The organism is Actinomyces israelii DSM 43320 (genome assembly GCF_000711965.1).
In the GTDB taxonomy this organism is placed as follows: domain Bacteria; phylum Actinomycetota; class Actinomycetes; order Actinomycetales; family Actinomycetaceae; genus Actinomyces; species Actinomyces israelii.
In genome coordinates this window covers 38003-57728 of record NZ_JONS01000023.1, presented here as the reverse complement: position 1 = coordinate 57728, position 19726 = coordinate 38003, and the positions used below count along the sequence as shown (strand labels likewise).

Genomic DNA, 19726 nt, shown 5'->3' with positions numbered 1-19726 from the left:
ATGACTGACACGGTCCACATGACGATCGACGGCGTCCCCGTCGAGGTTGCCAAGGGCACGCTCCTCATCCGTGCCGCCGAGAAGATCGGGGTGCGCATCCCGCGCTTCTGCGACCACCCGCTGCTGGCGCCGTCGGCCAACTGCCGCCAGTGCCTGGTGGAGGTGGCCATGCCCGGGCGCGACGGCGTGGTCCGCCCCATGCCCAAGCCGCAGCCCTCGTGCGCCATGACCGCCATGGAGGGCATGGAGATCTCCACCCAGGCCACCAGCGAGGTCGCCGCCAGGGCGCAGGCCGGCACCATGGAGTTCCTCCTGATCAACCACCCCCTGGACTGCCCGGTGTGCGACAAGGGCGGGGAGTGCCCCCTGCAGAACCAGGCCTTGGAGCTCATGGCCTCCGGCGCCCAGAGCGCCACGCGCTTCACCGACGTCAAGCGCACCTTCCCCAAGCCCCTGCGCCTGACCGGCAACATCCTGCTGGACCGCGACCGCTGCATCCTGTGCCAGCGCTGCGTGCGCTTCGCCGACCAGGTCGCCGGCGACCCCTTCATCGCCCTGCAGGGGCGCGGCGCCGGGCACGTCGGCGGCGAGATCACCGGGGGCCTGTACTCCGAGCAGATCGGCCGCTACGACTCCACCGTCCTGGACTTCTTCGACCCCGAGGGCGTGGCGGGCCTGGCCACCGAGACCATCCGCGGCGGGGCCTACCTCGCCCCCGAGGCCGACCTGGCCGGGCCGGGCGGGCAGCCCGGCGCCGTCGACGGCTCCGTCTACGGACCCGGTGACCTGGCGGGCCGCGAGGACCTCGACGTCTCGGGCCGCCCCTTCGCCTCCTACTTCTCGGGCAACATCATCCAGATCTGCCCCGTGGGGGCCCTCACGTCCGCCCGCTACCGCTTCCGGGCCCGCCCCGTGGACCTGGTGTCCACCGACTCGGTCACCGAGCACGACGCCTCCGGCTCCGCCATCAGGGTCGACATGCGCCGCGGCGTGGTCCTGCGGCGCCTGGCCGGCAGCGACCCCGAGGTCAACGAGGAGTGGATCACCGACAAGGACCGCTTCGGCTTCGCCTGGTCCTCCCAGCCCGACCGCCTGCGCGTCCCGCTGGTGCGCGACGAGGACGGCGAGCTGGTGCCCACCAGCTGGTCCGACGCCCTCGACGTCGCCGCCCGGGGCCTGGCCGCGGCGCGGGAGGCCGGCGGCGTCGGCCTGCTGCCCGGGGCCCGCACCACCCTGGAGGACGGCTGGGCCTGGTCCCGCTTCGCCCGCCAGGTGCTGGGCACCAACGACATCGACCAGCGCGTGCGCGACCACAGCGAGGAGGAGGACCTCTTCCTGGGCGCCCGGGTCGCGGGCACGGGGATGGGCGCCGTGACCTACTCCTCCCTGGAGAGCGCCGGTCAGGTCCTCCTGGTGGCCCTGGAGCCCGAGGACGAGTGCGGCTCCCTGTTCCTGCGTCTGCGCAAGGGCGTGCGCGCCGGCGGCGTGCGCGTGGCCGCCATCGCCCCGCTGGTCACCAACGGCTCGCGCAAGCTCGGCGCCACCACCGTCCTGACCGTCCCCGGCCAGGAGGCGCGCGCCATCGCCCTGCTCTCCCAGACCCACCCCGACGTCGTCGAGGCGCTCAAGGCCGAGGGCGCCACCATCCTGGTGGGCGAGCGCGCCGCCGCCGTGCCGGGGCTGCTGACCACCGTCGACACCCTGGCCACCGCCACCGGGGCCCGCCTGGCCTGGGTGCCGCGCCGCGCCGGCGAGCGCGGCGGCATCGAGGCGGGCCTGCTGCCCTTCCTCCTGCCCGGCGGCCGCCCCGTCGCCGACGACGGCGCCCGCCGCCAGGTCCAGGACGCCTGGGGCATCGACCCCGCCGGGGTCCACGCCCACGCCCCCCTGCCTGACGCGCCCGGCCGCGACGCGACCCGGATCCTGGCGGCGCTGGCCGACGGCGGCCTCGGCGGCCTGGTGGCCGGCGGCATCGACCCGCGCGACTTCCCGGACCCCGCCCTGGCCCGGACGGCCCTGGCGGCCTCCCGCTTCACCGTCCAGCTCGAGGTGCGCCGCAGCGAGGTCACCGAGCGCGCCGACGTCGTCCTGCCGGTCGCCCCCGCCGAGGAGAAGAACGGCACCTTCGTCAACTGGGAGGGGCGCGTGCGCCCCTTCGGCCAGGCCCACGTCTCGCACGCCCGCACCGACCGCCAGGTCCTGGGGATGCTCGCCGCCGAGATGGGCGAGGACCTGGGCGCGGACGACCTGGGGGCCCTCCACGCCCAGATCGCCGGCCTCGGCCTGTGGGGCGGGGCGCGCGGCGGGGTCGTCTTCATCGAGCCTTCCGCCGCCTCCCCGGTCGACGCCGGGGCCGGTGCGGCCGGTACCGCGCCCGCCGAGGGCCGGGCGGGCCGCTCCGGCCGCTCGACGGTGACCGGCCTGGACGCCGTCCTGGCCACGCACAAGCCCATGCTCGATGCCGGCCGGCTCCAGGACGGCGAGGCGTTCCTCGCCGCCACCGCCATGCGCCCGGTCGCCCGCGTCGCCGCCGACCTCGCCGCCCGGCTGGGCCTGAGCGGCGGGGAGAGCGTCGAGGTCGCCACCGCGGCCGGCGCCGTCACGCTGCCCGCGGTGGTCGCGGGCCGGGTCGCCCCGGGCACCGTCTGGCTGCCCGAGTGCTCGCCCGGCTCCACGGTCCGCCAGACGCTCCGCGCCGGCCACGGCTCCCGGGTCCGCCTGTCCCTCGTCCCGACCGGCACCCTGCCCAGCACCCCGACCAGCGCCCTGATCCGCACCCCGAGCAGCACGGAGGTGGCCCGGTGAGCACCACCAGCACCATGGCTCTTCTGCACCTCGTCCCGACGACGGCTCCGGCGACGGCCTCCGGCGCCGAGGGCGGTGTGACCGCCGACTTCTCCGCCGAGACCTGGTGGCTGACCCTCATCAAGGCGGTCTTCATCGTCGCCTTCCTCATCGTCAACGTCATCCTGGCGATCTGGGCGGAGAGGCGCGTCCTGGGACGCATGCAGACGCGCCCCGGGCCGAACGTCAACGGCTTCCTGGGCATCCCCCAGCTGGTCGCCGACGCCGCCAAGCTCATTATGAAGGAGGACTTCTGGCTGGGGGGCGCGGAGAAGCTCGTCTACCTCCTCGCCCCGGTCATCGCGGCGTTCAGCGCCTTCATGATCTACGCGGTCATCCCCTTCGGGCCGCAGGTGAGCATCCTCGGCCACTCCACGCCCCTGCAGCTGACCGACTTCCCCGTCGCGGTCCTCTACGTCCTGGCGATCACCGCCTTCGGCGTCTACGGCATTATCCTGGGAGGCTGGTCGACCCACTCCACCTACCCGCTCTTCGGGGCGGTGCGCTCGGCCGCGCAGGTCATCTCCTACGAGCTGAGCATGAGCCTGTCGATCCTCACCGTCTTCCTCGCCTCCGGGACCATGTCCACCTCCGGCATCGTCTCCTCCCAGCAGCGCCTGTGGTGGGGCCTGGCCATGGTGCCGAGCTTCCTCATCTACGTGGTCTCCATGATCGGCGAGGTCAACCGCCTGCCCTTCGACCTGCCCGAGGCGGAGGGCGAGCTCGTCGCCGGCCACATGGTCGAGTACTCCTCGATGAAGTTCGCCTGGTACTTCCTGGGCGAGTACATCAACATGTTCAATGTCTCGGCCATGTGCGTGACCCTGTTCCTGGGGGGCTGGCGCTCCTTCGTGATCGCCTCCTTCTGGCCGGGCGCGAACTCCGGGTGGTGGCCCATGCTGTGGTTCATCGGCAAGGTCTGGGCCGTCATGTTCTTCATGATCTGGACCCGCGGCACCCTGGTGCGCATCCGCTACGACCACTTCATGAAGCTGGGGTGGAAGTTCCTCATCCCCGTCTCGCTGGGATGGTTCGTCCTGGTGGCCGCCCTCCAGGGGTACCGCGCCTTCTTCACCGGCTCGCCCGCCGGGCTGCTCATCACCCTGGCGGCCGTCTTCCTGGTCGCCATGCTCGTGCTCCTCATCCTGCCCGAGTCCGAGGACGACGGGCCGGCTCGCGGCGCCGGCGGCGTGACCGCCCCGGGGGAGGAGCTCGACGCCTTCGCGGGCGGCTACCCCGTCCCGCCGCTGCCCGGACAGCAGCTGCCCGTCTCCCCGCGCGTGCGCCGCGCCCAGCGGGCCCAGGCGCCCGTCCGCACCGATGCCGCCAGCTCTGTCAGTTCTGTCAGCTCTGTCAGCTCTGTGATGCTCGCCGTCGGCGGTGCTGATGATGCGGGCTCCGCGGACGTCGGTGGCCTCGCGGCCCTCGGCCTCCAGTCCACCCCCGACTCCGGCGACACCGTCCAGGAGGGAACCGATGACTGACCAGAACCCCGACGCCTTCCGCGCCCCGGGAGGGCGGCCGAGCCCCGACGGCCCCAGCGGTGCCGGCAGTGCTGGCAGTGCCGGCGGTGCCGGCGGTGCCGGCAGCACCGCTGACCACAACCAGTGGCTGCGCGACCTTCCCGGCCCCGTGGGCCGATTCTTCGCCCCGGTGGCCGGCTACGGCGTGACCATCTCCTCGATATTCCGGCCCACCGTCACCGAGCTCTACCCCTTCGAGGCGCCGGTCCTCATGCCGCGCTACCACGGGCGCCACCAGCTCAACCGCTACGACGACGGCCTGGAGAAGTGCATCGGCTGCGAGCTGTGCGCCTGGGCCTGCCCGGCCGACGCCATCTACGTCGAGGCGGCCTCCAACGCCCCCGGCGCCCAGTACTCGCCCGGCGAGCGCTACGGCCGCGTCTACCAGATCAACTACCTGCGCTGCATCTTCTGCGGCATGTGCATCGAGGCCTGCCCGACGCGCGCCCTGACCATGACCCACGAGATCGACGAGCTGGTCGGGCCGACCCGCACCGGCCTGATCTACGAGAAGCAGGACCTGCTCGCCCCCGTGCCCGACGGGGCGGTGGCGGCCCCCCACCCCATGGTCGAGGGGACCGAGGACTCCGACTACTACCGCGGCGAGGTCACCGGCGTCACCCAGGCGCAGGTCGACTGGGTCCGCGAGCACCGCCCCGACGAGCCGACCCTGGCCTCGGCGCGGCCGGCCCCCGCCCCGAGCCCCGCCAGGGAGGCGGTGCACCCATGACCGCCCCGACCGTGCTGCCTGTGCTGCCTGGGCTGCCCGCTCTGCCCGTCCGGCCCGCGCTCGTGCCCGCCTCCCTGGGTGCGGACGGCACCATCTCGACCGGGGAGACGATCCTGTTCGCCGTGGTCGCCCTGGTCGCCGTCACCTGCGGCCTCGGCCTGCTGACCGCCAGGCGCGCGGTGTCCGCCGCCGTCAACATGATCGGCATCATGATCTGCCTGGCGGTCCTCTACATCGCCGGCGACGCGCCCTTCCTGGGCGTCACCCAGATCGTCGTCTACACCGGCGCCGTCATGACGCTCGTCCTGTTCGTCATCATGATGGTCGGCGTCGGCGGCGAGGAGCCGGTGGGCACCGCCGGCTCGCCGGCCGGCAAGTGGGGCGTCGCCGCCCTGGGCGCCGTCCTGGCCGTCATCCTGGCGGTCGTCGTGTGGCGCTCCGTCGTGCCGGTGTCCACCGACGGCGGCGGGGCCGCGACGCTCCCCTCGGCCCCCTCCGAGCTCGCACTGGTGCTGTTCGGCGGCCACGTCGTCACCATGGAGCTGACCGGCGTCCTGCTCATTATCGCCGCCGTCGGCGCCCTGACGCTGACGCACCGCCAGCGCATCCGGCCCCGCCCGACCCAGCGCGCCCGGATGGAGGCCAGGATGCGGGCCTTCGCCGACAAGGGCGCCCACCCCGGCCAGAAGCCCATGCCCGGCGTCTACGCCGCCACCAACGCCGCCGCCGCACCGGCCCTGGCCGCCGACGGCGAGGCCCTGGAGGAGTCGGTCCCGCGCGTGCTGCGCGTGCGCGACCAGGCCCTGGAGCTGTCCGAGGTCTCCCCGGAGATGGGGGCCGCCCAGCGCGCCGGCACCATCACCGCCCGCGAGGACGCCGCCGTCGGGCTCTCCGGCATGCCCGCCATGCCCGGTGCGGCCGCCCCGGCCGTCGACCAGCCCGTCGCCGTCGACCCGCTGACCGAGCCCGCCACGGAGCCGGCCGACAAGCCGGCCGGGGGGCCGGGAGGGCAGCAGTTGCCCGGCCCCTCCGAGGCGGGCCCCAGGCAGAAGGAGGAGCAGAAGAAGTGAGTGTTCCCGTCACCGCCTACATCGTGCTCGCCGGGGTGCTCTTCACCCTCGGGGCACTCACGGTGCTCCTGCGGCGCAACGCCATTATCGAGCTGATGGGGGTCGAGCTCATGCTCAACGCCGTCAACCTGGTCCTGGTGACCTTCTCCCGCGTCCACGGCAACCTCAACGGACAGGTCTTCGCCTTCTTCGTCATGGTCGTCGCGGCCGCCGAGGTGGTCGTGGGCCTGAGCATTGTCGTGTCCATCTTCCGCACCCGCAGGTCCACGTCGGTCGACGACGAGAACCTGCTCAAGAACTGAGGGGGCCGCCGCCATGACCGCACCGTCTCTCGTGCTCGCCGGCGCCCTGGCCCCCGCTGCCGCGCCTGCGGCCTCCGCCGTGCCCCCCGCCCCCCTGGTCGGCCCCGCCACGGGCCTGGCCTCCCTGGCCTGGCTGCTGATCGCCGTGCCCGCCGCCGGCGCCGCCATCCTCCTGCTGGCCGGACGCGCCTGTGACCGCTGGGGCCACCTGCTGGGCCTGCTCGCCTCCCTGGCCAGCGCCTGCCTGGGCCTGGGCATCCTCGCCCAGGTCCTCGGCCTGCCTCCCGCCGAGCGCACCATGGTCGTCAGCCTGTGGCGCTGGTTCGGCGCCGGGGACCTGGAGGTGCGCATCGGCCTGCGCATCGACCCGCTGTCGCTGACCTTCGTGGCGCTGGTGACCTTCGTCGGCTTCCTCATCCACGTCTACTCGGTGGCCTACATGGCCCACGACCGGGACCGCCGCCGCTTCTTCGCCTACCTGAACCTGTTCATCGCCGCCATGCTCACCCTCGTGCTGGGCGACTCCTACATCGTCCTGTTCGTCGGCTGGGAGGGCGTGGGGCTGGCCTCCTACCTGCTCATCGGCTTCTGGAACACCGCCGACGCCGACGCCCCGCAGGCGGTGCGCTTCACCAGCCGGCAGAACGCGACGGCCGCCAAGAAGGCCTTCATCATGAACCGCGTCGGCGACGTCGGCCTCCTGCTGGCCATGATGGCCATGATCTCCCAGGTCGGCTCGGTCTCCTTCATCTCCGTGCTGCCCGCCGCCCAGTACGGCGCGCTGTCCACCGGCTGGCTGACCGCCATCGGCTTCTTCCTCCTGCTGGCCGCCTGCGGCAAGTCCGCCCAGTTCCCCCTCCAGGCATGGCTGGGCGACGCCATGGCCGGCCCCACGCCGGTGTCCGCCCTCATCCACGCCGCCACCATGGTGACCGCCGGCGTCTACCTCATGGTGCGCTCCGGCGCCATCTTCCAGGGCGCCCCGGGAGCCCAGCTGGCCGTCGCCGTCGTCGGCGCCATCACCCTGGTGCTGGGGGCCGTCATCGGGTCCGCCAAGGACGACATGAAGAAGGTCCTGGCCGCCTCCACCATGAGCCAGATCGGCTACATGATGCTGGGGGCCGGCCTGGGCCCCATCGGCTACGCCTTCGCCATCTTCCACCTGCTGACCCACGGCTTCTTCAAGGCCCAGCTCTTCCTGGGCGCCGGGAGCGTCATGCACGCCATGGGAGACCAGGTCGACATGCGCCGCTTCGGCGCCCTGGCGCGGGTCATGAGGGTCACCTGGGTCACCATGGGCGTCGGCTGGCTCGCCATCCTCGGGATCCCGCCCCTGTCCGGCTTCTGGTCCAAGGACAGGATCATCGAGGCCGCCTTCACCGGCGAGGGCGCCCGGCCCTGGGTCCTCGGCACGGTCGCGCTGCTGGGGGCGGGCCTGACCGCCTTCTACATGTCCCGCCTGTTCTTCATGATCTTCCACGGGCGCGCCCGCTGGACCACCGACAAGGACATCGAGGGCGCCGTCCACCCCCACGAGTCGGGGTGGCTCATGACGGCCCCGCTGATCATCCTGTCGGTCTTCTCGCTCGGCCTGGGCGGCCTGCTGTCCATGAACGACGCCTTCGTCACCTGGCTGGAGCCCGTCACCGGGCACGTCGAGCACGGCGAGCCCGTGCTGCCGGCCACGGTCATTATGGGCGCCACCCTCGCCCTGGTCCTCACAGGAGTCCTCGTCGCCTGGCTCGTGTACGCCCGCCGCCCCGTGCCCACCGTCGTGCAGACCGGCAGCGCCCTGGTGCGGGCCGCGCGCCGCGACATGTACCAGGACGCCATCAACGAGGGCCTGGCCATGCGCCCGGGGCAGGGCCTGGTCACCGCCGCCACCGTCTCGGACCGCTACGTCGTGGACGGCGCCGTCGAGGGCCTCGCCAAGGGCGCCGCCGGGGCCGGGCGGCTCGTGCGCCGCACCGAGAACGGGTACGTGCGCTCCTACGCCGGCTACATGCTCGCCGGGACCGTGCTCGCCCTCATCGCCGTCCTGGCCAGCAGGTTCTGAGAGGACACGACCACATGCCGCCCATTACCGCATCCGTCCCCGGTCCGGCCCCCGTGCTGACCGTCATGGTGCTCGTCCCGCTCGCCGGGGCGCTGCTCCTGTGGCTCCTGCCCCCGCTGCGCGCCCTGGCGCGCGCCGTCGGCCTCGTCTTCTCCCTGGGCGCGCTCGGCGTCGGCGTCTGGGCGCTGACCCTGTTCGACACGGGCCGCGCCGCCACCGTCCAGCTCGCCGAGACCCGCCCGTGGATCCCCGTCCTGGGCGTCTCCTGGGCCCTGGGCGTCAACGGCCTCGGCCTGGCCATGCTGCTGCTGGCCGCCTTCCTCATGCCGGTGGTCCTGCTCGCCAGCTGGGGCGAGGTGGCCGCCGACCGCCAGGGCGCCTTCACGGCGCTGGTGCTGGTGCTGGAGGCCTTCATGGTCGTCATCTTCAGCGCCCGCGACGTCTTCCTGTTCTACGTGTGCTTCGAGGCCATGCTCATCCCGGTGTACTTCCTCATCGGCCGCTTCGGCGGGCCGGACCGCCGGCGCGCCGCCCTGAAGTTCCTCCTGTACTCGCTGGCCGGCGGGCTGGTCATGCTCATCGGCGTGGTCGCCCTGTACTTCTACGGCCCGCACACCCCGACCGGCTACCTCATCGAGTCCATGGCCGGGGCCGTCACCGCCCCGCCGGCGGCGGCCCGCTGGATCTTCGCGTCCTTCATGGTCGCCTTCGCCATCAAGGCCCCGATGGTGCCGTTGCACACCTGGCTGCCCGACACCGCCGAGCAGGCCACCCCGGGCACCTCGGTCCTCCTGATCGGCGTCCTGGACAAGATCGGCACCTACGGCATGATCGCCCTGGTCCTGCCGCTCTTCCCCGAGGCGTCCGCCTGGGCCGCCCCGGTCCTGCTCGTGGCGGCCGTCGTCGGGATCATCTACGGGGGACTGGCCGCCATCGGCCAGGACAACCTCTACCGGCTCATCTCCTACACCTCGATCAGCCACTTCGGCTTCATGGTGCTGGGCATCTTCATCGGCAGCCGGGTCGCCGCCACCGGCGCCATGGTCTACATGGTCGCCCACGGGCTGTCCATCGCCGGCCTCTACCTCACCACCGGCTTCCTCGCCCGGCGCACCGGCACGGTCGCCATCAGCGAGCTCGGCGGCATGGCCCGGGTGATGCCGCTGGTGGCCGGCACCTTCCTGGTCTCCGGCCTGGCCTCCATCGCCCTGCCGGGCCTGAGCGGATTCGTCCCGGAGTGGATGGTGCTCACCGGCGCCTTCTCCCGGTCCGTCCCCCTCGGCGTCGTCGCCGTGGCCGGCGTGGTCATCGCCGCCGTCTACGTGCTCCTGCCCTACCAGCGCGTCTTCACCGGGGCGCCCGCGCCCGAGCGCGTCGGCAGCGCCGACCTGGACGCGCGCGAGAGGCTCGTCCTGGTGCCCGTCATCGCCGCGATGCTCGCCCTGGGCCTGGTCCCGGGCGTGCTCACCGACATTCTCGACGGCGTCGCCGAGCAGACGGCGGCCGCCACGAGCACGGGCCCCGATCGGCCGGCCGCCCTGCCGGCCCCGGCCGACGCGAGCGCGCACCCCGCCCCCACCGTCACGGAAGGGACCAGCAAGTGAGCTTCACCGTTCCGACTATTGAGTGGGCGGGCCTCGCCCCGGTTCTCATCATCCTGGGGGCCGGCGTGCTCGGCGTCCTCATCGAGGCCTTCGTGCCGCGCAGGGGGCGGCTGCCGGTGCAGGCGGGCCTGTCCGTGCTGGCCATCCTCGGCTCCGGCGTCGCCTTCGTGCTGCGCTGGGAGCAGGTCCTCCCGCAGGACCCCGGCACGGGCCAGGTCTCGCCGTCGGGGCGCGTGCTGGCCTCGGGGATCAGCGAGGACCCCTTCGCGGTGGCCGCGCAGGGCATTATGCTCGTCATTGGGCTGCTGTCCGTGCTGGTCATGGCCGACCGCACCACCGCCGGCGACGGGGCCTTCGCCGCCCAGGCCGCCGACCGCCCCGGCAGCGCGGAGGAGACCGAGTCCCTCCACCACGGCTGGACGGCCACCGAGGTCTTCCCGCTCATGCTGTTCTCCCTGGCCGGCATGATGCTCTTCCCCATGGTCAACAACTTCATCGCCCTGTTCGTGGTGCTCGAGCTGGTCTCGCTGCCGCTGTACATCATGGCGGCCGCCGCCCGCCACCGCCGGCTGCTGAGCCAGGAGGCGGCGCTGAAGTACTTCGTGCTGGGAGCCTTCGCCTCGGCCTTCCTCCTGCTGGGCTCGGCCTTCCTGTACGGGCTGTCCGGCTCGGTGTCCTACACCTCGGTGGCCGGCGCGCTCGCGGCCGGCGGCGTGCTCGACATGGACTGGCTCGGCCTGGCGGGCGTGGCCCTGGTGACCGTGGGCCTGCTGTTCAAGACCGCCGCCGCGCCCTTCCACGCCTGGAGCCCCGACGTCTACCAGGGCGCGCCCACCCCGGTCACCGGCTTCATGGCCGCCGGGGTCAAGGCCACCGCCTTCCTGGCCCTCGTGCGCTTCTACTACCTGGTCGGTGGCGCCTTCGGGTGGGACATGGCCCCGTTCCTGTGGACCGTCGCCATCCTGACCATGGCGGTGGGCACCGTCGTCGGCGTCGTCCAGAGCGACGTCAAGCGCATGCTCGCCTACTCGGCGATCGCGCACGCCGGCTACATGCTCATCGGCATCATCGCCCTCAACGGGGTCGCCATCAGCGCTCTGCTGCTCTACGCCCTCGCCTACGGCGCGGCCACCGTGGGCGCATTCGGCGTCGTCACCCTGGTGCGCGCGGGCCGCGACGGCGCGGCGGGCGCCGAGGCCACCGACCTCGAGGCCTTCGCGGGCCTGGGGCGGCGCAGCCCGTGGCTCGCTGGCGCCATGACGGTGTTCCTGCTGTCCTTCGCGGGCGTCCCGCTGACGGCGGGCTTCATCGCCAAGTTCGAGCTGTTCGTCGCCGGTATCAGCGGCGGCGCCCTGTGGCTGGTGATCGCCGCGGTCGTCTCCTCGGCCATCACCGCGTTCTTCTACATGCGCCTGGTGGTCCTCATGTTCTTCCGCGAGCCCGAGCAGGGCCGGGTGGTCGTCGTGGGGTCGATGGGCCCGTCGGGCGCCGCCATCACCGTGGCGGTCTTCGTCACGGTGGCGCTCGGCGTGCTGCCGCAGGTCGTGCTCACGCTCCTGGGCCGCGCCGCTATGCTCCTGCCGTGATCGGATCGCTGCCCTTGAACGCCCCGCAGCTCGAGGGCCGGATCACCCCGGCCCTCGACGCCGTCGAGGCGCGTCTGCTGGAGGTCGTCTCCAACGCTGACGAGACCATCAACCCGCCCACCTCCCACCTGGCCGAGGCCGGGGGCAAGCGGCTGCGGCCGGTCCTGACCCTCCTGACCGCCCAGCTCGGCGACACCGCCCTGGCGGCGGGGGAGCAGGTGCTCGACGCCGGCGTCGCCGTCGAGCTCACCCACATCGCCACGCTCTACCACGACGACGTCATGGACGAGGCGCCCCTGCGCCGCGGAGCCCCCAGCGCCCAGACCGTGTGGGGCAACTCGGCCGCGATCCTCACCGGCGACGTGCTGGTGGCGCGCGCCTCCCAGCTCGTCGCGGCGCTCGGGCCGCGGGCGGTGCTCGCCCACGCCAAGACCTTCGAGCGCCTGTGCATGGGCCAGCTCCACGAGACCCTGCCCCGCCCGGCCGGCACCGACCCCGTCGACCACTACATCCAGGTCCTGGCCGACAAGACCGGCTCCCTGATCGCCGTGTCGGCCCGCTACGGCGCCATGCTGACCCGCGCCGGCGCCGCCACCGAGGGCGTCGTGGAGGAGTTCGGCGAGAAGATCGGCGTCGCCTTCCAGCTGGCCGACGACGTCATCGACCTCGCCGGCGACTCCGAGACCACCGGCAAGACCCCGGGGACGGACCTGCGCGAGGGCGTGGACACCATGCCGGTGCTCCTGCTGCGCAAGGCCCTGGCCGCGGGCGAGCTCGACGCCGCCGGGCAGGCGATCCTCTCGCGGCTGTCGACCGGGAACCTTGCCGACGACGCCGTGCTCGCCGACGTCGTCGCCCGGCTGCGCCTGCACCCGGTGCTGGCCCGTACGCGGGAGATGGCCATGACCTGGGCCCGTGAGGCGGTGGGCGCGCTCGCGGGCCTGGAGGACGCCGTGCTGGCCGGGACGCGCGAGCGCCTGGACGCCGCAGGAGCGGGCGGGGCCGAGCGGGAGGCGGCCCTGGCCGACGCGGCTCGGCGCGTGGCCCTTGTGCGCGAGGGCATGGAGCAGTTCGCGCGACTGCTCGTGGACCGCGCCAGCTGAGGCGCGGGACGCGCCTGCGCCCGGCGGCGTCGAGGCGACGACACGACGTCGATGGAGATCGAGGGAAGGGAACAGAGTGACCACTGACGCACGGATCAGGGCCGTCGGCCTGGGCATGACCTATCCGGGGGCGGAGGGGCCGGCGCTGGAGGACGTGAGCATCACGCTGGCGCCCGGCCGCGTCGCCGGCCTCGTGGGTGACAACGGCGCCGGGAAGTCCACCCTCATCCACCTGCTCGCCGACGTCCTGGAGCCCACCGCAGGGGCCGTGGAGCGCAGCTATGGGCGCCTGGGCTGGTGCTCCCAGCGGCTCATGATCGACTAGTTCATCTCCACCCGGCTCAATGTCTGGCTCGGCGCCCGGCTGGCCGGCCTGCGCGGCGCCGAGGCCTGGAGGGCCGCGGACGAGGCCATCTCCGCTGTCGGCCTGGACGGCGTGGATCTGGACTCGACCCCCGAGGTGCTCTCCGGCGGCCAGCAGCAGCGGCTCATGATCGCCCGCGTCCTGGCCATGCGCGCCGACCTCATGCTCCTCGACGAGCCCACCGTGGGCCTGGACGCCTCCTCCGTGGACCGCCTCACCGAGCGCCTGCGCGCCGCCGCGGCCCAGGGCGCCGCCGTGCTCATCTCCTCCCACGACTTCGTCGCCCTGGAGCCACTCATCGACGACGTCGTCGTCCTCGACCACGGGCACGTCCTCTACACCGGCACCGCCGAGGGCCTGTCCCGGGCGGCGGCCGCCACCGACCAGTGGGAGGTCGAGCTCGCCCCGGGGAGCCTCCCGGCCGCCTTCCAGCCGCCCGCAGGCGCCCGCCTGGAGGGCGACGTCGTCCTCGCCGACGTCTCCGACGGCGGCCTCGCGCCGCTCCTGGACTCCCTGGCCCGGGCGGGCGGCGTCGTCGTCTCCGTGACGCGCAGCGCGCCGCGCATGGCCGACCTGCTGCGCGCCGTCGCTCTCAAGGAGGTGGACCTTGGCTGACTGGATCTCCTCGCTGGCGACCATGTTCCGCATCGAGGCCGGCGCCGCGGAGCTCGGCTCCTGGAGGCGCTGGATCGCCCTCATGGTCTCGCCGCTGTGCTACTTCCTGCTCCTGGCCGTGGGCATGGCCTCCGCCGTCGGGGGAGGCGCGGAGTACCTGCGCTTCGTCCTGCCGGGAGTGGCCGCCATGCAGGCCTCCTCCGGCCTCAACCGGGTGGTGGCCCGGCTCGTCGCCGAGCGCCGCTGGGGCCTGGCCGCCCTCAAGCTCCACTCCGGGGTGCCCGGCAGCGCCTACCTGCTCGGCTCCTTCGCCCCGCACCTGCTCATCGTCGCCGCCCAGGCCGGCGTCCTGGGCCTGGTGGCCGCGGCCCTCGGGGCGGCGCGCCTGGTCGAGATCCCCCTCCTCGTCCTGCTCAGCCTGCCCGCCGCGCTGTTCTGGACGGGCTTCGGCTACTGCCTCACCGCGGTCATCAAGAGCTATCAGACACGCGATCTCGTCCTGTCGGTTATCGTCCTGCCCGTCTCCTTCGCCGCTCCGGTGTTCTACGACCTGGCCGCGGCACCCACCGCCCTGCGGGCCCTGGGGACGGTCAACCCGATGACCTACCTCGTGGAGCTGGCCCGGGACGGTCTGGCCGGGCGGGTCGAGCCGACGACGGCGGGCGTGGTGGTCGTCTGCCTCGCCGCGGTGCTCGGTGCCTGCCTGTCCTCCACGCGGCGCATGCGCATCCTGTCCTTCGAGGGCTGAGCGCAGGGTAGGCCCGGCACCCTCCATGAGGTACATTTGATGCAGAAAGTCTGCGTCATTTGGACAGGAGGCTGGCGATGCTGCGGTACCTGCGAGTCCGGAACTGGAAGTCCTACTACGAGCCCGTCGAGTTCACGATGGTGGCGACGCGTGAGCGCCGCCACGGCGAGCGTCTGGCGAGGGTCGGCCGCTCCCGGATCCTGCCGGTCGCCGCGATCTACGGGGCGAACGCCTCCGGGAAGTCCACGCTCGTCGACGCGCTGGAGGCGCTGCGGGGCCTCGTCCTCGAGGCGAGGCCCGTCGGGGCGATGCTGCGGCTGACGCCCCACCTCCTCAAGGGCGTGGGTGAGCCTACGGCGTTCACCGTCGAGTTCGTCGCCGGCGCCCCCGGGCCGGGCGGGGCGGTCGAGGACCGCGTGTTCCTGTACGACGTCGTCGCCGACCGGCGCCGCATCCACCGCGAGTCCCTCATCGAGGTGCGCTCCCGTACCGAGGAGGTCCTCTTCGAGCGTGACGAGAACGGGATCGAGCTGTACGGGGACCTTGACGAGGACCCGAAGGCGAACGCGCACAAGACGGTCATTGCGGGCAACGAGACCTTCCTGGGCGTGCTCGGGGCGGAGTCTCAGGGCGCCGTGGGTCTCGCCTACAACTGGTTCGCCCGACATCTCACGGTCATCCACCCGGGGGCCGAGTACGTGCACCTGCCGAGCCGGCTGGATGTCGACGCCGTCTTCGCCGACGCGATGAACGCCGGTCTGACGCGAGCGGACACGGGTATCTCCAGACTGGATTTTGAGGACATGCGCGTCGGAGCCCTGTCGATTCCCGGCGGTGAGGTGGACAGGCTCATCGAATCCTTGCGGGACACGGGTGGCACGGTCATGCTCGCGACGAGCGACGGCGACCATGCACTCCTGACTGTTGACGATGACGGGGAGCCGGTGGTGCGGCGGCTCGTGGCCCACCATGAGACGGAGACAGGGCCGGGAGCGGACGACCGGCGCTCCTTCAGCCTGCCTCTGCGGGAGGAGTCTGACGGGACGCGGCGCTTCATGAACCTCCTGCCGATCCTCTTCCAACTGCGGGAGGTGGACGAGCGGAGCGTCTTCGTGGTGGACGAGCTGGAGAACTCCATGCACCCCAGGCTCACGGAGGAGCTCATCGCCTCCTTCCTCGACGGGCTGGGGCCAGGGGATCGCCGCCAGCTCATCTTCACGACGCATGAGATCCAGCTCATGCGCGCCGATCTGCTGCGCCGTGACGAGATCTGGCTGGCCGACAAGGTGGACGGGCAGTCCGAGCTGACGCGGGTCTCGGACTTCGCGGACGCCGGGGTGAGGAAGGACGCTGATCTCCTGGGCTTCTACATGTCTGGCCGCATCGGCGGCGTCCCCCGGGTGTGAGGAGGAGTTGTGGGGAAGAGGCGCAGGACGTCGCCGAAGGACCAGCGGCGAGGCGCACGGGCAACGGGCGTCAGACAGCCTCGTGAAGTCATCGACCTTATCGTCGAGGGCGCGACGGAGAAGTCCTACCTGCAGGCGCTGCTGGACTACCGGTACCCTCGTGTGTTCGCTCCGCGGTGGCACCATTCCGGTTCGGGTTCCCGGACCTCTCTCAAGGACCTGTTGGATAAGGCTAGGCGTGCGGAGCCCGAGGGTCGTCCTAAGATAACGATCTGGGTGGTGTGCGATGTCGATGAGAATGAGGTGCATCGCAAGTTGCTTGAGAAGTGGCGGGAAGCGGATCACCATAGGAGCGCGCTTCAGGCGGTGTCGATCGAGGGGTGGCTTCTGCAGCACCTCGACAAGCCGTCGCGGCCGACGAGCCGCGGGGAGGCTCTCCGGCTCGTCAAGGAGCAGTGGAGTGCTTACAAGAAAGGAGAAGAGATCCCAAAGTGGCTGATTAGACGGACCGAGGATGCTTGCCGACAGGAACTCCAGTTCCTCGGTGATGAGCGCAATGACGACGTTTGGCCCGTGGAGCGCTCCTCGCAGCTGCCGCTTCTCATTGCCTACCTGGATGAGCGGGCGCGGGCTCGGGGGTGGGTACCCCGCGACTCGGAGGAAGAGTGAGGCGGGTGAGGATCCGGTCACGTCGCCCGGTGCGGGGTTTCTCCAGTCGGGTGCTGGATGCTGGTGGGCGCAGGAGAGCAGCGCGGGACTGTGTCCGTCTCAGGTGGTGGCAGTCCCGCACCGCTCATACGCGTCAGACGAGTCCATGCGCCCGGGTCGGTGCCGCATGCGGCACCCGGTGCGCTCGCTCGTGCGCTGATGCGGCTGGGCGCCCCGGGACTCGCGGGAAGAGCGAGGCGCCGTCGGGACCGCTGCCGTGGCTGTTCCGTACGCTGATCCGCTCGTCCCGGCTTGTGACGATGTCTTCGGTCCAGTGGTCGTGCGGGCAGGTCGGGGCGGCGAGACCGACCTTGATCGTGCGTGCCGTGCTCATACGGCTCGGATCGCGCGGATCGTTGGTCGGTCTCGCCACGCCCGGCGAGTCCTACGGCGTCGGACGGAACCCGAAGCTCTCGGAGTCGCTGTGGAACTGGCTCTCCGCTCCCGAGTCGAAGACGTGCGAGTTCGTCGTCTCCGCGTCCAGGTAGACAGTCATGAGCTCCAGGTTCGAGACGACATGGTTCGCCCCCACGACGTTCTGGTCTCCGCGCCTGATACGGAACACCGTCGGGACGACCCCCGCCGGATGGAGCCTCTCCGGAGGGATGATCAGCGTCACGTGGTTCGCCACGACGGTGTTTCCATCGCCGTTGACCTGCACAACTCCGAAGTCGTCGTCAAGCCCGTTGCTCACGTCGATGAACGGTGGGAATCCCTCGACCTGACGCTCGAACATGTTGGACGAGATGAGGTTCTCCTTGCAGGTTCCCTCAAGGGTAATCATGCCAGGGTAGAAGGAGTGCATCCGGTTGGAGGACACGTTCGTCCGGAAGCAGTCGCGCAGGTGGACTGAGTCGATCCCACGCGGGAAGATGTTGTTTCCACTGATGAGCAGACCGTTGTGGTTCTCCGCGAACAGCGAGTAACCGTACGGGCCGGCGCCGAAGTGGTTGTCGCACACCCTCGTCGCCTGCCCTGCGCCGAGAAGCTCGACGCAGCTGCCGCACTCGGTGAGGAAGTTGCCCGAGACATCGAGGGCGTCAGCGCCGCGGACGATGAGTGCGTGCTCGAGGTACACCATCCCCATGTCTCGAACCCGGCAGGCGTCATTGTCCGTCTCAATCAGAATTCCTGTCTTGCCGTTGACGTAGGAGTTCTCATCGGACCCGAAGGACGTGCCGTCCAGGCAGAAGTTCTCGAAGACGACTGCGCCGACTCTGGGAGATCCTTCGCGCATCACGACGAAGGCCTCGCCGTTTCCGTCGGTGTTCTCGACCCGTACGTGGCTGGATCCCGGGTTGATCTCGTGCCACGATGACGTGTCATCCGTGTTGTACCGGAGTGGCCGGATCCCCGGATCGTCAGGTTACTGATGTCGACGACGACGCGTGTCTTCAGCGAGTAGTCACCCGGCGGAATGTAGATGACGGCGCCGGGCTTGGCCGCCTGGTCGGTCTGAGCGGACTTGATGTCCGCGATCATCGCGTTGATGACCGCGCCGATGTCCTCGTAGACGTTGAGCGGCTTGCCTCGGGGCTTCCAGTCCGTCACGTCATACACGGTTGCCATGTCATGATCCTTCTGTGTCGATTCGTGTGAGGTGTGGTCGCGGGTCTCACAGGAGACCCACATGCGGTTGCGACCGCCGCGCGCGGCCGGCGACGACCCTCATGGGGCCGGAGCGGACGCTCGATCCGCTCCCCTGGCCGGCGAGGCCGAGCTCGTCGGCGCTCCTGCCATGCCGTGGACCGCCAGCGCTGTCATGGTTGCGGTGCCGGCGCGAAGGGCGGCGCGTCGTGTCAGCGGGACGTGGGTGTTCATGTGCTGCCTCCTTTCGTGAGTGAGCATGAATGAGCCTCTGCCACCTCGAGGATCGATCGTTGGGATCGTCCCGGTGATGAGTCGGTACTCAACCGGTTCGGCTGTTCGGCCTCCCGGTGAAAGAGGTCCCCGGAGCCCGTAGCGGCGTCCGACGTCCCTATGCGCGGGCGCGGGGCGACGCGACGGAGGAGCGGCGTACGAGAGGGCACGGCAGCACGGCCGAGTCGGGACCGTCCATCTGACCGTCCTCCTCGTCGCGGGCGAGTATCGCGATGAGTTGCTGGGTCGCCCACCGGCCCATGTCGTAATGCGGCAGTGCCACCGTCGTGAGCGCGGGGAACAGGCCCTCGGCGATGATCTCCTGATTGTCGAAGCCGACGATCGACAGGTCGTCGGGGATGCGCAGTCCCATCTCCGCCGCTGCGCGATAGGCTCCCATCGCCATGCGGTCGTTGTAGCAGAACAGCGCGGTCGCCGTCCGATCCCGGCTCAGGAGCTCGAGGGCCGCCTCGTACCCGCCGGGCGTCTCGGACGGGCGTGCGACGACGAGTGAGTCGTCGACGGCGAGACCCGCGGCCTCCAGGCCGGTCCGGTACCCCGCGAGCCGACCGTGGGTGGCGGGCACGTCATCCGTGTTCGTGAGGAACCCGATGCGGCGGTGTCCATGCTCGATGAGCTCCTCGACAGCCGCACGCGCCCCGGACGCCTCGTCGGGAACCGTCCAGGGCGCACGTGACTGCGCATCCTGCGCGTCGATGAGGACGGTCGGGATGCCGGAGAGCACTCCCGGAACCCTGACAACGCGGTGGTACATCGTCGCGTAGAGAACACCGTCGACGGACTGGCGCAGCAGGACGTCGGCATCCCTGTCGACAGCCTCAGGATCCTGCTCCGTGTTGACCAGGACGATCGTCAGCCCTGCCTCACGCGCCGCCTCCTGGGCGCCCAGGATGATCTGGCCGGCGTGGGGCGTCGTCGCGATGTCCTCACTGAGCAGGCCGATCATGTCCGACCTCTGAGTGCGAAGGCTGCGGGCCATGCGGTTGGGCTCGTAGCCGAGTCGAGCCGCAACCGCGCGTACCCGCTCACGTGTCGCGTCACTGGCGCGCGCGTAGGGGACCCGATTGAGGATATGCGACACCGTCGTCACCGAGACTCCGGCCTCACGCGCGACATCGCGGATTCCCACACCCCTGCGCGCTGCCATGCGACCTGCCTTCCCTGCGTGTCCGGGACGGTGACAACA

At 71.4% G+C, this 19726-nt stretch carries 15 protein-coding genes and 1 pseudogene; 13 read left to right on the top strand and 3 right to left on the bottom strand.

All coding sequences use genetic code 11. From position 1 onward, the window contains the following. From O145_RS09435 to O145_RS09375, 13 genes and pseudogenes are all read left to right on the top strand, one after another. Nucleotides 1-2805, top strand: a complete 2805-nt coding sequence (locus tag O145_RS09435) for an NADH-quinone oxidoreductase subunit G (protein ID WP_043562424.1) — start codon at nt 1-3, stop codon at nt 2803-2805. Between the two features lie 14 nt (nt 2806-2819). Further along, nucleotides 2820-4328: an NADH-quinone oxidoreductase subunit NuoH gene (nuoH, locus tag O145_RS09430; protein ID WP_052374926.1), complete on the top strand. Its 1509-nt coding sequence runs from the start codon at nt 2820-2822 to the stop codon at nt 4326-4328. Beyond that, on the top strand, nt 4321-5097 hold the full coding sequence (nuoI, locus tag O145_RS09425; RefSeq protein WP_043562423.1) for an NADH-quinone oxidoreductase subunit NuoI: 777 nt from the start codon (nt 4321-4323) through the stop codon (nt 5095-5097). Before nuoH ends, nuoI begins: the two co-directional genes overlap by 8 nt. Continuing rightward, a complete protein-coding gene (locus tag O145_RS09420; RefSeq protein ID WP_084682510.1) occupies nt 5094-6167 on the top strand; it encodes an NADH-quinone oxidoreductase subunit J in 1074 nt (357 codons plus the stop codon). Before nuoI ends, O145_RS09420 begins: the two co-directional genes overlap by 4 nt. Further along, entirely contained in the window at nt 6164-6469 is a 306-nt protein-coding gene (gene nuoK, locus O145_RS09415) for an NADH-quinone oxidoreductase subunit NuoK (protein WP_043562422.1), read from the top strand. The genes O145_RS09420 and nuoK overlap by 4 nt, the downstream gene beginning before the upstream one ends. Before the next feature lie 13 nt (nt 6470-6482). Next, nucleotides 6483-8525, top strand: coding sequence for an NADH-quinone oxidoreductase subunit L (gene nuoL, locus O145_RS09410; protein WP_043562421.1), 2043 nt, complete (start codon nt 6483-6485; stop codon nt 8523-8525). A gap of 14 nt (nt 8526-8539) precedes the next feature. Next, nucleotides 8540-10129 carry an NADH-quinone oxidoreductase subunit M gene (locus tag O145_RS09405; protein WP_043562420.1) on the top strand — a complete coding sequence of 530 codons (1590 nt, stop codon included), beginning with the start codon at nt 8540-8542 and terminating at the stop codon, nt 10127-10129. Next, the gene (gene nuoN, locus O145_RS09400; protein WP_043562419.1) at nt 10126-11715 is read left to right on the top strand and encodes an NADH-quinone oxidoreductase subunit NuoN; all 1590 of its coding nucleotides are present in this window, start codon (nt 10126-10128) and stop codon (nt 11713-11715) included. Before O145_RS09405 ends, nuoN begins: the two co-directional genes overlap by 4 nt. Further along, a complete protein-coding gene (locus tag O145_RS09395) occupies nt 11712-12818 on the top strand; it encodes a polyprenyl synthetase family protein (RefSeq protein WP_043562418.1) in 1107 nt (368 codons plus the stop codon). The genes nuoN and O145_RS09395 overlap by 4 nt, the downstream gene beginning before the upstream one ends. Nucleotides 12819-12933: 115 nt before the next feature. Then, nucleotides 12934-13797, top strand: a pseudogene (locus O145_RS19185) (ATP-binding cassette domain-containing protein). Continuing rightward, nucleotides 13790-14545: an ABC transporter permease gene (locus tag O145_RS09385; protein ID WP_043562417.1), complete on the top strand. Its 756-nt coding sequence runs from the start codon at nt 13790-13792 to the stop codon at nt 14543-14545. The pseudogene O145_RS19185 and the gene O145_RS09385 overlap by 8 nt, the downstream one beginning before the upstream one ends. 77 nt (nt 14546-14622) lie before the next feature. Further along, a complete protein-coding gene (locus tag O145_RS09380) occupies nt 14623-15951 on the top strand; it encodes an AAA family ATPase (protein WP_043562416.1) in 1329 nt (442 codons plus the stop codon). Between the two features lie 9 nt (nt 15952-15960). Beyond that, the gene (locus O145_RS09375; protein ID WP_043562415.1) at nt 15961-16620 is read left to right on the top strand and encodes an RloB domain-containing protein; all 660 of its coding nucleotides are present in this window, start codon (nt 15961-15963) and stop codon (nt 16618-16620) included. Between the two features lie 424 nt (nt 16621-17044). Here O145_RS09375 and O145_RS09370 read toward each other — a convergent pair whose 3' ends face one another. The 3 genes from O145_RS09370 to O145_RS09365 form a co-directional block, all read right to left on the bottom strand. Next, a complete protein-coding gene (locus tag O145_RS09370; RefSeq protein WP_229118484.1) occupies nt 17045-17896 on the bottom strand; it encodes a NosD domain-containing protein in 852 nt (283 codons plus the stop codon). Further along, nucleotides 17896-18228 carry a hypothetical protein gene (locus O145_RS19180; protein ID WP_229118480.1) on the bottom strand — a complete coding sequence of 111 codons (333 nt, stop codon included), beginning with the start codon at nt 18226-18228 and terminating at the stop codon, nt 17896-17898. The genes O145_RS09370 and O145_RS19180 overlap by 1 nt, the downstream gene beginning before the upstream one ends. Before the next feature lie 409 nt (nt 18229-18637). After that, on the bottom strand, nt 18638-19687 hold the full coding sequence (locus O145_RS09365; RefSeq protein WP_043562414.1) for a LacI family DNA-binding transcriptional regulator: 1050 nt from the start codon (nt 19685-19687) through the stop codon (nt 18638-18640). Between the last annotated feature and the right edge of the window lie 39 nt (nt 19688-19726).

Bases quoted from the DNA above. Each gene is read 5' to 3' on its own strand.
- O145_RS09435 (WP_043562424.1), top strand. From the start codon at position 1: ATGACTGACACGGTCCACATGACGATCGACGGCGTCCCCGTCGAGGTT.
- nuoH (WP_052374926.1), top strand. From the start codon at position 2,820: ATGGCTCTTCTGCACCTCGTCCCGACGACGGCTCCGGCGACGGCCTCC.
- nuoI (WP_043562423.1), top strand. From the start codon at position 4,321: ATGACTGACCAGAACCCCGACGCCTTCCGCGCCCCGGGAGGGCGGCCG.
- O145_RS09420 (WP_084682510.1), top strand. From the start codon at position 5,094: ATGACCGCCCCGACCGTGCTGCCTGTGCTGCCTGGGCTGCCCGCTCTG.
- nuoL (WP_043562421.1), top strand. From the start codon at position 6,483: ATGACCGCACCGTCTCTCGTGCTCGCCGGCGCCCTGGCCCCCGCTGCC.
- O145_RS09405 (WP_043562420.1), top strand. From the start codon at position 8,540: ATGCCGCCCATTACCGCATCCGTCCCCGGTCCGGCCCCCGTGCTGACC.
- O145_RS09380 (WP_043562416.1), top strand. From the start codon at position 14,623: ATGCTGCGGTACCTGCGAGTCCGGAACTGGAAGTCCTACTACGAGCCC.
- O145_RS09370 (WP_229118484.1), bottom strand. From the start codon at position 17,896: ATGCGCGAAGGATCTCCCAGAGTCGGCGCAGTCGTCTTCGAGAACTTC.
- O145_RS19180 (WP_229118480.1), bottom strand. From the start codon at position 18,228: ATGGCAACCGTGTATGACGTGACGGACTGGAAGCCCCGAGGCAAGCCG.
- O145_RS09365 (WP_043562414.1), bottom strand. From the start codon at position 19,687: ATGGCAGCGCGCAGGGGTGTGGGAATCCGCGATGTCGCGCGTGAGGCC.